The organism is Megasphaera intestinihominis (genome assembly GCF_040096415.1).
In the GTDB taxonomy this organism is placed as follows: Bacteria; Bacillota; Negativicutes; order Veillonellales; family Megasphaeraceae; genus Megasphaera; species Megasphaera intestinihominis.
The window spans coordinates 1-13,504 of sequence record NZ_JBBMEU010000062.1 but is presented as its reverse complement, the minus strand read 5'-3'; the positions used below and the strand labels follow the sequence as shown (position 1 = coordinate 13,504).

Genomic DNA, 13,504 nt, shown 5'->3' with positions numbered 1-13,504 from the left:
CCGTATCGTCGGCAGACTTATCGGCTTTCACTGTCCGGCGGCGCCGCGGTTTGGTCACTGCTTTTTTTTAACACTCCCTGTCAGCTGCAGGTAAATCGTCGCCAGCGGCGGCAAGGTCAGTTCCAGGGACTGGTCCATGCCGTGCATGGGCACATCCTGGGCCTCGAATTCGCCTTCATTGAGGACGTTGGAGCCGCCGAAGGCCGTGGCGTCACTGTTGAAGACTTCGACGTACGTCCCTTTCCGGGGGACGCCGAAGCGGTACGAATGGCGGACAACCGGCGTGAAGTTGCAGACGACGACGGTCATGTCCGTTTCGTCCTTACCCGTACGGTAAAAGGCGATGACGCTGTTGTCGCAGTCGTCGCAGCTGATCCACGAGAAGCCCGACCAGTCGCAGTCTTCTTCCCAGAATTCCGGATGGTCCACATAGTACGTATTCAGGCTGCGCACGTAGTCGTGCATGGCCTTGTGCATGGGATACTTGAGGAGGTGCCAGTCCAGGCTGTCATCGTATTTCCATTCGATGAACTGGCCGAACTCGCTGCCCATGAACAGAAGCTTCTTGCCCGGATGGGACATCCAGTAGCCGTAAAAGGCGCGCAGGCCGGCGAATTTCTGCCAGTAGTCGCCAGGCATCTTGTCCAGGAGGGAATGTTTGCCGTGGACGACTTCATCATGCGACAAGGGCAGGATGAAGTTTTCTGAAAAAGCATAGCATAACGAAAACGTAATCAGGTTGTGATTGTCCTTGCGGAACAGCGGGTCCAGCGACATGTAGCGGAGCATATCGTTCATCCATCCCATGTTCCATTTGTAATTGAATCCCAGTCCGCCGACGTCGACGGGCTTGGTCACGAGAGGCCAGGCCGACGATTCTTCGGCAATCATCAGGGCCTGAGGGTATTCCTTGAAGACGGCCGTATTGAGATGGCGCAGGAAGTCGATGGCTTCCAGGTTTTCCCGGCCGCCGTACTTATTGGGCTGCCAGTCGCCGTCGGCATGGCCGTAATCGAGATAGAGCATGTTGGCGACGGCGTCGATGCGCAGGCCGTCGATGTGGAACTGGCTGATCCAGAACAGGGCACTGGAAATGAGGAAGGACTGGACTTCCGTCCGGCCGTAGTCGAAATTCATCGTGTCCCATTCCTTGTTTTCTGCCAGCATGGGGTTGCCCGATTCATAGCACGGTTCGCCATCGAAATGGCGCAGGCCGTGGGCGTCGCGGCAAAAATGCCCCGGTACCCAGTCGAGGATGACGCCGATGCCGTTGCGGTGGCAGAGGTCGACGAGGTACATGAAGTCTTCCGGGCTGCCATAGCGGCTGGTCGCCGAGAAATACCCCGTCCCCTGGTAGCCCCAGGAACCATCGAAGGGATATTCGCACAGCGGCATGAGCTCGATGTGGGTATAATTCATCTGTTTGACATAATCGACCAGCTGGGGCGCGATATCGCGGTACGACAACATTTCGCCGTCTTCGCCGCGGCGCCACGAGCCGAGATGGACTTCGTAGGTCAGCATGGGCTTACGGTACGAATCGTAAGCACTGCGGCTGTCCATCCATTTCTTGTCGCGCCACGTGTAGTGGAGCTTGGTCAGTTTCGATGCCGTATTGGGACGTACTTCCGACCAGAAGGCATAGGGATCGCTCTTTAAGATGCGTTCGCCTGACGCCGTCGTGATGGCGTACTTGTAGATGTCCCCTTCCTGGAGGCCGGCAATATGCGTAACCCAAATGCCGTTGCCGCAGCTGCTCCGCTCCATGGGATTGGCATCGGCGTCCCAGTGATTGAAATCACCGACGACGCTGACCTGCTGGGCGTGAGGCGCCCAGACGGCAAAGCGCACGCAGGGCTTGCGGCGCAGGACCGTGAAATGGGCCCCGAACAGACGATAACTGGCGTAGTTCGTACCCTGATGATACAAGAAGGTACTGTACTCGTCGATTGCACTGAGTTTCATATCTTATCCTCCTGATTCTTAGTTAGTGTTTGACCGGCTTGATGCGCCAAATGTCATCGGCGTACTGCTGAATCGTCCGGTCGCTGGAGAAGTAGCCGGACTGGGCGATGTTGACGACGCTCGAATGACACCATTTCGTATGGTCGCCGTAGCGTTTGGCGATTTCCTGCTGGGCCTGGCAGTAGGGCTGGAAGTCCTTGAGGACGAAGTATTCGTCGTTCCGGTCGAGGAAGGCCGAGTAGAGCATACCGAAGTGGTCCCCGCCGATAGAGCCGTCGATAGAGCCGTCGACGAGGGCATCCATGAGGCGGCGGATGGCGGCGTCGTCGCTGTACATCTGCCACGACGAGTAGCCGCCGTGGATGTAGTAGTTCATGACTTCGTCAGCCCGCAGCCCGAAGATGACGCAGTTTTCGTCGCCGACCTTGCGGTGGATTTCGACGTTGGCCCCGTCCATGGTCCCCAGGGTGATGGCACCGTTCATCATGAACTTCATGTTGCCCGTGCCCGACGCTTCCTTGCCGGCTGTCGAAATCTGTTCGCTCACGTCAGCAGCCGGGAAGAGGAGCTGGCCTAAGGAAACATTGTAGTTTTCCAGGAACAGGACCTTCATCTGCTTGTTGACCTTACGGTCGGAATTGACCATATGGGCGACGACGTTGATGAGGCGGATCGTTTCCTTGGCTTCGCCGTAGCCGGCAGCGGCTTTGCCGCCAAAGAGGAAGGTCCGCGGCGTGATCTTGAGTTTCGGGTTATCCTTCAAGAGGTAGTACAAGTGCAGGATGTGCAGGATGTTCAAGGTCTGGCGCTTGTACAGGTGGATGCGCTTGATCTGGATGTCGAAGATCGAGTCCGTCCGCACGTCCGTATCGTAGCGGTCGCGGATGTAGCGGGCCAGGATTTCCTTGCGGTCCTTTTTGACCCGCGTCAGCTGTTCCTGGAAGGCCGGGTCGTCGGCAAAGGGCATGAGGTCCTGGAGCTTTGACGGCGTCCGGCGCCAGCTGTCACCGATGGTATCGTCGATGAGCGACGCCAGCTGCGGATTGGCTTCGATGAGCCAGCGGCGATGGGAAATGCCGTTGGTCTTGTTCGAGAAGCGGTGCGGGAAGCACGTGTAGAACTGGTGCAGCGTCGAATCCTTGAGGATCTGCGAATGGATTTCGGCGACGCCGTTGACGCTGTGGCTGCCGAGGACGGCCAGATGAGCCATGTGGACCTGGCCATCCCAGAGGACGGCGACGTCGCGGGCTCTCGATCCATCGCCCGGATAGAGGCTGCGGACTTCTTTGAGCCAGCGGTTGTTGATTTCTTCGACGATGAGGTAAATGCGCGGCAGCAGTTCCTTGAACATGGGGATGGACCATTTTTCCATGGCTTCCGGCAGGATGGTGTGGTTCGTATAGGCCACGGTGCGGACGGTGATGTTCCAGGCCGCATCCCACGATACGCCTTCTTCATCCATGAGGATGCGCATCAGTTCCGGGATGACCAGTGCCGGATGGGTGTCGTTGATGTGGATGGCCACATAGCGGTCGAATTTATAGATGCTTTCGTGATATTTCTTCTTATAATGGCGGACGATGCTCTGGAGGCCGGCCGATACGAAGAAGTATTCCTGCATCAGGCGCAGGCGGCGGCCGTCTTCATGGCTGTCGTCAGGATAGAGGAAACGGGAAATCTGCTGGACACTGTCCTTGTAGCGGAAGGCCCGGCGCCGGTCGCCGATGGACAATTCCTGGTAGAGCTGTTCCCGCGAATATTCCGCCCGCCACAGGCGCAGCGTGTTGACCGTATTGTTATGGTAGCCGATGATAGGCACATCGTACGGTACGGCGCGGACAGACGAATACTTTTCGTGGACACATTCCAGGTTGCCGTCTTCGTCAGGACGCATGTAGGCGTTGCCGCCAAAGCGGACATAGACGGCCTTGTCGACTTTCTTGACTTCCCAGGGATAGCCGTTGACCAGCCAGTTATCGGGCAGTTCGACCTGCTGGTTGTCGACAATGCGCTGGTTGAACAAGCCGTACTGATAGCGGATGCTGTTGCCATGGCCCGGCAGCTGCAGCGCTGCCAGGGAATCGATGAAGCAGGCAGCCAGCCGGCCCAGTCCCCCATTCCCCAGGCCCGGATCGCGTTCGGCCGGGATGACCTTATTCAGGTCCCAGCCCATGTCTTCCAGGCCCTGGCGACAGATGTCGTCCATATCGATGCCCAGGAGATTCGATTCCAGGAGGCGGCCGATGAGGAATTCGATGGAGAAATAATAGACTTGCTTAACCTTCTGTTCGGCATAGATTTCATTCGTGCGGATCCAATCTTCACTTACCAGATCGCGGATCATATAGGCGATGGTCTGATAGACTTCATTCAAGGTCATGTCCCGCAGATCTTTTTCCCACAAGATGTGAGCTTTCTCGGTAAATAACTTTTTGAATTCTTCCTTATCCTGCCATTTTTTCATATTGTCTCTAACCCCTTCATAGTTGCGTTCAGCGGACTGAACGTTTACCAATGCACAACGGGTTGTCGTGGCTGCCGCTCAACACGGCTTCCGGCTGGATGACCGTATTCTTGTCGCATACGACGTAATCGAGCTGGGCGTCATCGCCGACGACCGAGTGCTGCATGATGATGCTGTTGCGAATGACAGCATTTTTTCCGACCTTGACGCGGCGGAAAAGAATCGAATTCTCTACGCGGCCTTCGATGATGCAGCCATTAGCCACGAGAGAATTGGAGACATGCGATTCTTCCATGTATTTGGCCGGCGCTTCGTCCTTGATCTTGGTATAGATGCGGTGATCCATATCCTTGAGGAGCAGTTCATGCCAGATGCGGCTGTCGCGCAGGTCCATGTTGACCTGGAAGTAGGAATTGACGGAATCGATCCGTTTTGCATATCCCTGATAATTATAGCCGAAAATCCGCAGGCGGTCTACATTGCGCTGGAGCACATCGGTAATAAAATGGGTATATCCCCGGGCATAGGCCCGGCGTATGCAATGCTGGAATACATCGCAGTCGATGAGGATTCCCCGCTGGTATAAATTATCGCCAGCTTTGACTTCCGGCTTGGCTTCGATGGCCGTGACCCGGTCCGGGCAGACATCGTCGATGGTCAGGACATAGCCTTCGCGGTCGAAGTCGTATTTCTGCTGCTGATAGATGAGGGTGACGTCGGCGTTGTGATGACGATGGAAGTGGAGGACCTTGTCATAGTCGATGTTCTGGACCATGTCGCAGCCCGACAGCAGGGCGTAGCGCTTACCAGCCCGCTGGACTAAGATGAGGTTCTTATAATAAGCACTGATGTCCCCTTCTACGGGATGTTCGATGTCCGCCCGTTCTTCCGGCAGATAGAACAAGCCGTCGCCCTTGTGGGCCAGACCCCATTCCTTGCCGGACCGGATGTGGTCCAGGACCGACCGGGACTGACTGGAGAGCAGGAGGCCGACGTTTTCGATGCCGGCGTTGACCATATTGGAAAGCGTGAAGTCGATGAGGCGGTATTTGCCGCCGATGGGCAGCGTCGACAGCGGGCGCGTGTCGTTGATTTCCTGCAAGGGATGGTCTTCGCGCATATTGATGAGGCCGATCATATTACTATTCATAACTAGTGTTCCCCTTTCGCTGTAACTTGTTTTGGTTTCAGTTCCCCTTTGCGTCCCAGTACGGCGACAGACCCGTCTTCATTGTGGAGGACGGCGCCGGGATAGATGTGGCAGCGTTCGCCCAGGATGGCCTTGTCGACGACGGCATTTTCTTCGACGACAGAGCCGGGCATGATGACGGAATTGGTGACTTTCGCCCCTTCTTTGATGGTGACACCGTAGAAGATGACTGAATTGCTGACAGTCCCGAAGATTTCCGAGCCTTCAGCGATGAGGGAACTCTTGGCCGAGCCGTTAGGCCCGATGAGGTGCGGCGGTAAACTCTGGTTGCCCGAATAGATGCGCCACTTGCTGTCACGCAGGTCGATAGGCGGTTCGTCGGCGATGAGGTCCATGTTGGCCTGCCACAGGCTGTCGATGGTGCCGACATCCTTCCAGTAGCCTTCAAAGGGATAGGCATACAGCGGGACCTGGTCGGCCAGCATCGCCGGGATGACGTTCTTGCCGAAGTCGTGTTCCAACTTTTCATCCTTGGCATCGGCCTTGAGGTACGATTCCAGGACGTCGCGGTTGAAGATGTAAATGCCCATGGACGCCAGGTTGCTTTCGGGCTTGGCCGGTTTTTCCTGGAACTTGGTGATGCGCATGTTTTCATTGGCGACCATGATGCCGAAGCGGCTGGCTTCATCCCAGGGGACGCGGATCGTGCCGATGGTGACCTTGGCGTGGTGTTTCTTGTGGAAATTGAGCATCTTGTCGTAGTCCATGGAATAGATGTGGTCGCCCGACAGGATGAGGACGTAATCGTCGCCGACCATTTCCACGAAGTTCAAGTTCTGGTAAATAGCATCGGCTGTGCCGCGGTACCAGTTGGAACCGCCGTCGCTCTGATACGGCGGCAGGACGTACGTGCCGCCCTTGGTCGAGTCGAGGTTCCACGAGCTGCCGTTGCCGATGTACCAGTTCAGTTCCAGCGGCTGATACTGGGTCAGGATGCCGACCGTATCGATGCCGGAATTGCGGCAGTTACTCAGTGGGAAGTCGATGATGCGATATTTTCCGCCGAACAAAAGGCCCGGTTTAGCCTGGTCTTTGGTCAGGACGCCCAAACGGCTTCCTTTCCCGCCGGCCAAAATCATGGCCAGGCAATTAGATTTTTTCATAGAAGCTCCTCCTCACTTGACTGGGACCCGGCCGCTTCGCTTATGGTTTCAGTATGTATGATAATGGACATCGTGTCGTCAGACGGCGGGTCTTGGATTCAATAGCGTACCGTATACGCATATAATATACGCTATAAAGTATTTTATGATTATATTATTAATTATACACCAATTCTGTCAAGAATTTAAAGGGCTAACCGCCAAAAAATGATTAGCAGAAACAACTATTTTACACATTACAACAAGGACTGCTATCTTTTAAAATGTAACGTTTTGAACCGGCATGGAATTGCTCTATCGTAGGGGCGCCCACGTGGAAGCCCCTACAAAAAAAGCGCTGCCGTCAGGGGCAGCACTTTTCACTAAATCGTATAACTATAAATTTTGTAAATTTCATACACTACTTTTGTTCAGCTTGCGCTAAGGCTTCCTGGCGGCTCAGGATGCGCACCGGGATGGGCAGCGATTGGAGTACCTCAATCGTCTCGCCTGCCGTGTCCTTCGTCGTCCGTACGAAGCCTATGCCCTTCTTGCCGTCCAGGGCCGTGACCACGCCCAGGTAGTCACAGCCTTCGATGATGCGGTTGATGAAGGTCATTTCCGACGGAAGGGCCTGGAAGTAGACCCAGTCTTCATCAAACATGGCTCTTCACCTGGCGGCGCATCATGGAATATGGTTCCAGCCGTTCCGGTACGGCCAGGCCGACGAGCTGCTGGGCGTGGCGGGCGGCGTCGAGTTCCTGCCCGTCTTCATCGACGATGCGGTCGATGGTATAGCGGACCAGATGGCCCTTGGGCTGGAGGAATTCTACGGTCTGGCCGAGTTTGAAGTGGTTCCGCTGTTCTACCCAGGCCAGGCCCTTTTCTTCATCATAGGACTTGACGAGGCCGATGAAATCATGTGTCTGGGTATTGCTCGACTGGCTATAGACCTGGTCGGCCGCCGTCGGCCGGGAGACGGAGAAGCCCCGCGTGTAGGGCCGATGGGAAATCTTTTCCAATTCGTCGAGCCATTCCTGGCGGACCGTGAAGTGTTCCGGGTCGGCTTCGTAGGCGTCGAAGGCCTGGCGGTAGACCTTGGTCACGGTGGCGACGTAGTGGATGCTCTTCATGCGCCCTTCGATCTTCAGGCTCGTAAAGCCGGCGTCGTAGAGGTCCGGCAGGTACGGCAGGAGACAGAGGTCCTTGGAGTTGAAGATATACGTCCCCCGTTCATCTTCGACGACGGGGAAATACTGGCCTGGCCGCTTCTCTTCGACGACGTTGTACTTGAAGCGGCAGCACTGGACACATTCGCCGCGGTTCGAGTCGCGGTCGCCCTGGGTGAAGTAATTGCTCAGCAGGCAGCGGCCGGAATAGGAAATGCACATGGCGCCGTGGATGAAGCCTTCCAGTTCGATATCGGGGACTTTGGCATGGATTTCCTTGACGTCGCGGAGGCTCACTTCGCGGGCCATGACGACGCGCGATGCGCCGTTATCGCGCCAGAATTTCGTCGATGCCCAGTTGGTCGTGTTGGCCTGGGTCGATATGTGGACAGGCAGGTCAGGCACGAGCTGCCGGGCCAGGGCGAAGATGCCCGGGTCGGCGATGAGGATGGCGTCGACGCCGATATCGCGCAGGTAGACGAGGTATTCCGGCAAGCCCTTGAGGTCGTCGTTATGCGGGAAGATGTTGACCGTCACGTGGACGTGCTTGCCCCGGGCATGGGCATAGTCGACGGCTTCCTTCAGTTCTTCATTGGAAAAGTTGTCGCTGAAAGCCCGCAGGCCGAAGGACTTCCCTCCCAGGTATACGGCATCGGCGCCGTATAAAAAGGCCATCTTCATCTTATCCATACTGCCGGCCGGAGCCAGCAATTCCATTTTTCCCATTCTCTTATCCTTTCCATTGCGAAACGGTCATGCCGTCGCCATTTTCAAAAAATACAGTCTCAAAAAGGGACCGGTCGCCGACGAGGTCCATGAATTCCCGCAAACGGGTCACGGCCGTGCGGTGTTTGTGCGGCAGGGTCCCTTCGATATAAAACATGTCGTGGTAGTCGATATTATCCGCTGCGACGATGGCGCCAGGCAGGAGCTTGGGCAGGAGATATCGCAGCTGGCGCACATACTGCCCTTTCGGCCCGTCGAGGAAGACGAAGTCCCACGGACCGGGAAGCTGTTCCGCCAGCGCCGTCCCATCGCCGTGGATAGCCGTAATGACCTTTTCATAGGGTGAGCGCCGGAAGAACTGGCAGGCCAGGTCATAGCGCTCACGGTCGAGCTCGATGGTCGTGATCGTCCCGCCCGGTGCCAGGAACGGTGCCATCTGCAGGGCCGAATAGCCGATGCAGGTTCCGATTTCCAGGACATGTTTCGGCCGGCACGACGCTGCGATGCCCGTGAACAAGGGCAGCTCGCTGTCGCGCAGGATGGGCAGGTTCCGCTCGCGGGCACAGGCTTTCATATCCTGGAACAATGCCTCCATCATGGCATGTGCTCCTGGACGTTCTTCATGTGCTCCTCATAGGTGGCGGCGAAGTAATTATGGCCGTCCTTATCGGCGACGAAATAGAGGTAGTTCGTCTGTGGTGCCTCGAGGATGGCTTCCATGCAGTCCATGCCGGGATTGCCGATCGGTCCCGGCGGCAAGCCTTCATAGCGGTACGTATTGTACGGCGAATCGTACTGCGTCTCGTTGATGCTGTAGGCTGCCTTGTGGGTCCCCATAGCATAGGAAATGCTGGCATCGGACTGGAGTTTCATGTGGATCTTCAGGCGGTTCTCGAAGACCGACGCGATGAGGGGCCGGTCCTTTTCGTATTTCGCTTCCTTTTCGATGAGCGAGGCCAAGGTGACGAACTGGTAGATCGACAGGTTCTGCTTGGCAATGCCCGCTTTCATGGCATCCGTCAAGTGGGCGTCGAAGTTCTTGAGCATCATGGCCACGACGTCGTCGGCCGTCGCGTCATAAGGGATGAAATACGTGTCCGGGAAGAGGAAGCCTTCTGTCGGGAAGGTCACTTTGCGATTGCCCTTCATATACGGCAGGAGCTGGTCCGATGACGAGGCAGCCTTGAGGAAATCGGCTTCGCTGATGCGCCCGTTGGCGGCGACGGCCTTGGCGATTTCACGGACCGTATAGCCTTCGGGGACGACCAGGCGGTCCGCTTCCGACTTGCCGCTGGTTAGTTTTTCCAGCAGCGTATGGAGGCTCATGCGCGAATCGAAGGTATACTCGCCGGCATGGATGTCACCGGCCTGTCCCGTGACGGTCGCTACGGCGCGGAACCACAAGGGGCTGGCAATATAGCCTTCATCGGTCAGGACATCGCCGACTTCCGAAGCCGTCATGTCGCTGCGGACGTGGACGTAGCCGCTCTTATAGGGCAGGAGGAAATTGGGGCCGAAATAGCCGTAAGCCACGGCGGCGATGCCGAGACAGACCAGCCCGGCTGCGGCGGCAGCGATACGGCGGCCCTTCTTTCCAAGCGGAACGCGGCGTTTCTCATGAAGTTGTGTCGTTGTATGATTCTGTTGTTCCATGGGGTATCCTATTTCTGTGCAGCCCAAGTACGGCTCTGCTGGGCTTTTTCTTCACTGTGATTGATGGCCTGGGCCTGTTTTTCCTGTTCGTAACGGGCCTGGGCAGCGGCCTTGGCGGCCTGGAGCTGGGCCTGGACGGCCGGGTCGGCCTGCGTGACCGTCCCGTCGGCATTGACGGTCTGGGCCGCATCGAGCTGGGCCTGGGCGGCCGAGACTTCATTGGCCAGGTTCTGGAGTTCGCGGTCATTCATATTGTGGCGCACGTCGGCTTCCAGGGGGACAGACGGCGTCGGCTTGACATCGACATAGACTTCGAACAGGCGCTGCCACGGCAGGGTGACATCGACGGTCTTGGGGTCGATGCCGAGATACGTCGACGCATAGCGCTGGAGCTGTTCCTTCGTGCGGCTCTGGAGTTCTTCGTTGAGCGTCGGGTAATACTGAGTGACGACGCCGGCTTCCAGTTTCTGCTGCATACGGTAGATGTAATCGCGGACATTGGCCTGGTACGCCCAGTTGTCGAGATACTGCGTGGTCAGCATGTCGCGGTGGGCATCGGCCGTCATATACTTGGACAAGACGCCCTGGGCGATGCCGTAGCCGACGGAGTTGCTGGCCGTATTCCAGCCGTTGTAGGCAGCCAGGCGGTACATCATCTTATCCTGATAGAGGCCGTAGACCAGGGTGTTGTCGGAGCCGTTGGAAAAGGCCATATCGACGATGCTGACCGGGATGTCGAGGTTGACGGCCTTTTCGATCTGCGTCAGGAAATCCCGCGTCGACTGGAGCATGATCGGGAAGTTTTCAAAGTTCGCCGATTCCGTCGTCGACGTCGTCAGCGGCGTGTTGACAGCCAGCAAGAGGTCCGGCCGTTCGTTGTCGACCATGGTGCCGCCGATGGCTTCGACGTGGGACGCGATGGTCTTGCCAATGGCCTGGCCGTCATAGCGGGGCACGGTCTTTTCGCCGCCGCCCAAGGGATAGATGACGGTGATCTTGGGATGATAATTATTGAAATCGTTGCTGGCCCGCGTGATGAGCAGCAGGCCCAGCTGGTCGGCACCGGGGAAGGAGCCGAAAACCGTCTTGGGGATGCCCGTACCGGCCATTTTCAGGTACTTCGATTCCAGCGACGACTGGGTGCTGACGGAATTATCGTCGTGCCCCAGGCTGTAATAGGTAAAGACGCCTTTGCGGGCATCATCGATGAGGCGGTAATTGATGCTCATGTTCTTGCGGCGCCGGTTATACCAGTCCTGGAGGTATTCCATGGGCACGCGGCGCATGATGGCGAACCAGTCATTGCGTTCCTGCGGATTCAGGCCTTCTTCGTCCATCTTGGCCTGGAGCGATGCCAGCTGATAGATGTCGGAGCCCATGGTCAGGTAATAGTCCGGTTCGACGCCCTTGCCGCCGGCCCAGGGACTGCGCATGACCGTGCTGAAGACATAAATGGGCACGTTCTTGTGCGATTTATGCAGCGCTTCGACCTTTTCCAGGCGCGCTGTCAGCGTTTCCATCGGCAGGTTATGCTTGCGCGAATCGACGAGGCCGCCATAGACCAGGGAATCGATGGACAGGACCATGGCATCGGCCTTGCCGGCATTGGCATTGACCCAGGCCATGAGCTTATCCGGCGAACCGTGGAAGTTCATGCCCGACAGATACTGGGCCGGCGGCGTCAGGACCTGATAGCCCGCCGCTTCGGCCGTACTGACCGTGTATTCATAATCGACAGGCCGGTCATCCTGGGGTACATATAAAATCGTCTTTGCCAGTGCAGCCGGCGAGGCACATAAAAAGAAAGAGGCTACGGCCAGGCTGACTGCTTTCTGTAACAGATTCACGTTATCACTCCTATTATGAAGAAAAAAATTGTACCCTTTATTATATCACGGCCCTGGGAAAATTTGTAGGGGCGCCCTACGCCCTCCGATGGTGGGCCCGGCGAATCCTTGGGATATTGAGGTGCAGTCGGATGGCCACCAGGCGGATGGCGACGGTGACGGAAAAGGCGACGATGGCGCCGACTTCCAAGGGGACCTCAAAGGGGATGACGGCGCCGTACAAGAAGATACTGCCCAGGAGGGACGCCGTCGCGTAGACTTCCTTGCGCAGGACGCCGGGGATACGCCCGGCCAGGACGTCGCGGATGACGCCGCCGCCGACAGCTGTCAGGACGCCGAGGGTGATGTCGAGGATCCAGTAGTCGGGATAATAGAAGCAGCCCAAAAGGGTCCCGGTAACCGTAAAGGAGCCGAGGCCGATGGCGTCGCAGACGAGATACCAGATGGAGAGCTTGCCGACGACGCGGCGCCACATGCGGATATTGAAATAGCGGACGATGATCGTGATGACGGCCATGGAGCCGAGGATGATCCACAAATAGATACTGTTCTTAAAAGCAGCCGGCGGGATATTGCCGATGAGGATGTCGCGGATAATACCGCCGCCGACAGCCGTCGCCGCACTGAGGACGAAGATGCCGAAGAGGTCCATGCGCCGTGAAATGGCTGCGAAGACGCCGGATACGGCAAAGGCCGTCGTCCCTAATAAGTCGAAAATCTGCCACCAAATGGCATCCATAATAGTTTCCCCTTCCCTGTTTTCGTGTTATGATAGACATAAATTTTTTTGCTAAGGAGACTCCATCCACTATGACTAAAGATGAATTTTATATGGGCAAAGCCCTGGCCGAAGCCAAGACGGCCTATGCCGTCGGAGAAATCCCTATCGGCGCCGTCATCGTCTATGAAAAGAAAGTCGTCGCCCGGGCCTATAACCTGCGCGAAAGCCTGCCCTGTGCAACGGCCCACGCCGAACTGCTGGCCATTGAAAAAGCCTGCCGCGCCCTCAATCGCTGGCGCCTGACAGGCTGTACCCTCTACGTGACCGTCGAACCGTGCCCCATGTGTGCCGGCGCCATCGTCAACAGCCGCCTGGACCGCGTCGTCTACGGCTGCGACGACCCGAAAGCCGGTGCCGTGCGCTCCCTCTTCCAGCTCGTCGACAACGACCACCTCAACCACCGGACCGAAGTCACAGCCGGTGTCCGGGCCGAAGAATGTGCGGCCCTGATGAAAGATTTCTTCCGCAAAAGACGGAAAAGGTAGTGGCTCGTGGCTCGCGGCTCCCCTAATAGGGGAGCTGTCAGCGCAAGCTGACTGAGAGGTTTTCAAGGCAACCTCTCCGGCCTTACGGCCACCTCCCCTATTATGGGAGGCATAATCCGCAT

At 57.0% G+C, this 13,504-nt stretch carries 11 protein-coding genes; 1 reads left to right on the top strand and 10 read right to left on the bottom strand.

The genetic code is table 11. From position 1 onward, the window contains the following. Positions 1-54 precede the first annotated feature (54 nt). The 10 genes from glgB to WMO23_RS09270 all read right to left on the bottom strand — a co-directional run bounded on the left by glgB (position 55) and on the right by WMO23_RS09270 (position 12,855). The gene (glgB, locus tag WMO23_RS09315) at positions 55-1,965 is read right to left on the bottom strand and encodes a 1,4-alpha-glucan branching protein GlgB (RefSeq protein WP_292108163.1); all 1,911 of its coding nucleotides are present in this window, start codon (positions 1,963-1,965) and stop codon (positions 55-57) included. A gap of 22 nt (positions 1,966-1,987) precedes the next feature. Then, a complete protein-coding gene (locus WMO23_RS09310) occupies positions 1,988-4,429 on the bottom strand; it encodes a glycogen/starch/alpha-glucan phosphorylase (RefSeq protein WP_349173845.1) in 2,442 nt (813 codons plus the stop codon). Between the two features lie 28 nt (positions 4,430-4,457). Next, a complete protein-coding gene (gene glgD / locus WMO23_RS09305) occupies positions 4,458-5,579 on the bottom strand; it encodes a glucose-1-phosphate adenylyltransferase subunit GlgD (protein WP_349173843.1) in 1,122 nt (373 codons plus the stop codon). 2 nt (positions 5,580-5,581) lie between these two features. Continuing rightward, positions 5,582-6,742, bottom strand: coding sequence for a glucose-1-phosphate adenylyltransferase (locus WMO23_RS09300; RefSeq protein WP_296818684.1), 1,161 nt, complete (start codon positions 6,740-6,742; stop codon positions 5,582-5,584). Between the two features lie 400 nt (positions 6,743-7,142). Then, the gene (locus WMO23_RS09295; RefSeq protein WP_020311389.1) at positions 7,143-7,385 is read right to left on the bottom strand and encodes a DUF4911 domain-containing protein; all 243 of its coding nucleotides are present in this window, start codon (positions 7,383-7,385) and stop codon (positions 7,143-7,145) included. Next, complete coding sequence (locus WMO23_RS09290) at positions 7,378-8,607, bottom strand: peptidase U32 family protein (protein WP_020311388.1); 1,230 nt, start codon at positions 8,605-8,607, stop codon at positions 7,378-7,380. The genes WMO23_RS09295 and WMO23_RS09290 overlap by 8 nt, the downstream gene beginning before the upstream one ends. 13 nt (positions 8,608-8,620) lie before the next feature. Next, positions 8,621-9,214, bottom strand: coding sequence for an O-methyltransferase (locus tag WMO23_RS09285; RefSeq protein WP_020311387.1), 594 nt, complete (start codon positions 9,212-9,214; stop codon positions 8,621-8,623). Continuing rightward, positions 9,211-10,269: an endolytic transglycosylase MltG gene (gene mltG / locus WMO23_RS09280; RefSeq protein ID WP_020311386.1), complete on the bottom strand. Its 1,059-nt coding sequence runs from the start codon at positions 10,267-10,269 to the stop codon at positions 9,211-9,213. The genes WMO23_RS09285 and mltG overlap by 4 nt, the downstream gene beginning before the upstream one ends. 8 nt (positions 10,270-10,277) lie before the next feature. Continuing rightward, positions 10,278-12,116: a DUF4127 family protein gene (locus WMO23_RS09275; protein ID WP_020311385.1), complete on the bottom strand. Its 1,839-nt coding sequence runs from the start codon at positions 12,114-12,116 to the stop codon at positions 10,278-10,280. A gap of 76 nt (positions 12,117-12,192) precedes the next feature. Next, positions 12,193-12,855: a trimeric intracellular cation channel family protein gene (locus tag WMO23_RS09270; protein WP_020311384.1), complete on the bottom strand. Its 663-nt coding sequence runs from the start codon at positions 12,853-12,855 to the stop codon at positions 12,193-12,195. Positions 12,856-12,926: 71 nt separating this feature from the next. On the opposite strand from WMO23_RS09270, the gene tadA reads away from it, so the two are divergent. After that, on the top strand, positions 12,927-13,382 hold the full coding sequence (gene tadA, locus WMO23_RS09265; RefSeq protein WP_302511736.1) for a tRNA adenosine(34) deaminase TadA: 456 nt from the start codon (positions 12,927-12,929) through the stop codon (positions 13,380-13,382). Positions 13,383-13,504: the final 122 nt, after the last annotated feature.

Coding starts and splice junctions, on each gene's coding strand:
- glgB (WP_292108163.1), bottom strand. CDS start 1,965: ATGAAACTCAGTGCAATCGACGAGTACAGTACCTTCTTGTATCATCAG.
- WMO23_RS09310 (WP_349173845.1), bottom strand. CDS start 4,429: ATGAAAAAATGGCAGGATAAGGAAGAATTCAAAAAGTTATTTACCGAG.
- glgD (WP_349173843.1), bottom strand. CDS start 5,579: ATGAATAGTAATATGATCGGCCTCATCAATATGCGCGAAGACCATCCC.
- WMO23_RS09300 (WP_296818684.1), bottom strand. CDS start 6,742: ATGAAAAAATCTAATTGCCTGGCCATGATTTTGGCCGGCGGGAAAGGA.
- WMO23_RS09295 (WP_020311389.1), bottom strand. CDS start 7,385: ATGTTTGATGAAGACTGGGTCTACTTCCAGGCCCTTCCGTCGGAAATG.
- WMO23_RS09290 (WP_020311388.1), bottom strand. CDS start 8,607: ATGGAATTGCTGGCTCCGGCCGGCAGTATGGATAAGATGAAGATGGCC.
- WMO23_RS09285 (WP_020311387.1), bottom strand. CDS start 9,214: ATGATGGAGGCATTGTTCCAGGATATGAAAGCCTGTGCCCGCGAGCGG.
- mltG (WP_020311386.1), bottom strand. CDS start 10,269: ATGGAACAACAGAATCATACAACGACACAACTTCATGAGAAACGCCGC.
- WMO23_RS09270 (WP_020311384.1), bottom strand. CDS start 12,855: ATGGATGCCATTTGGTGGCAGATTTTCGACTTATTAGGGACGACGGCC.
- tadA (WP_302511736.1), top strand. CDS start 12,927: ATGACTAAAGATGAATTTTATATGGGCAAAGCCCTGGCCGAAGCCAAG.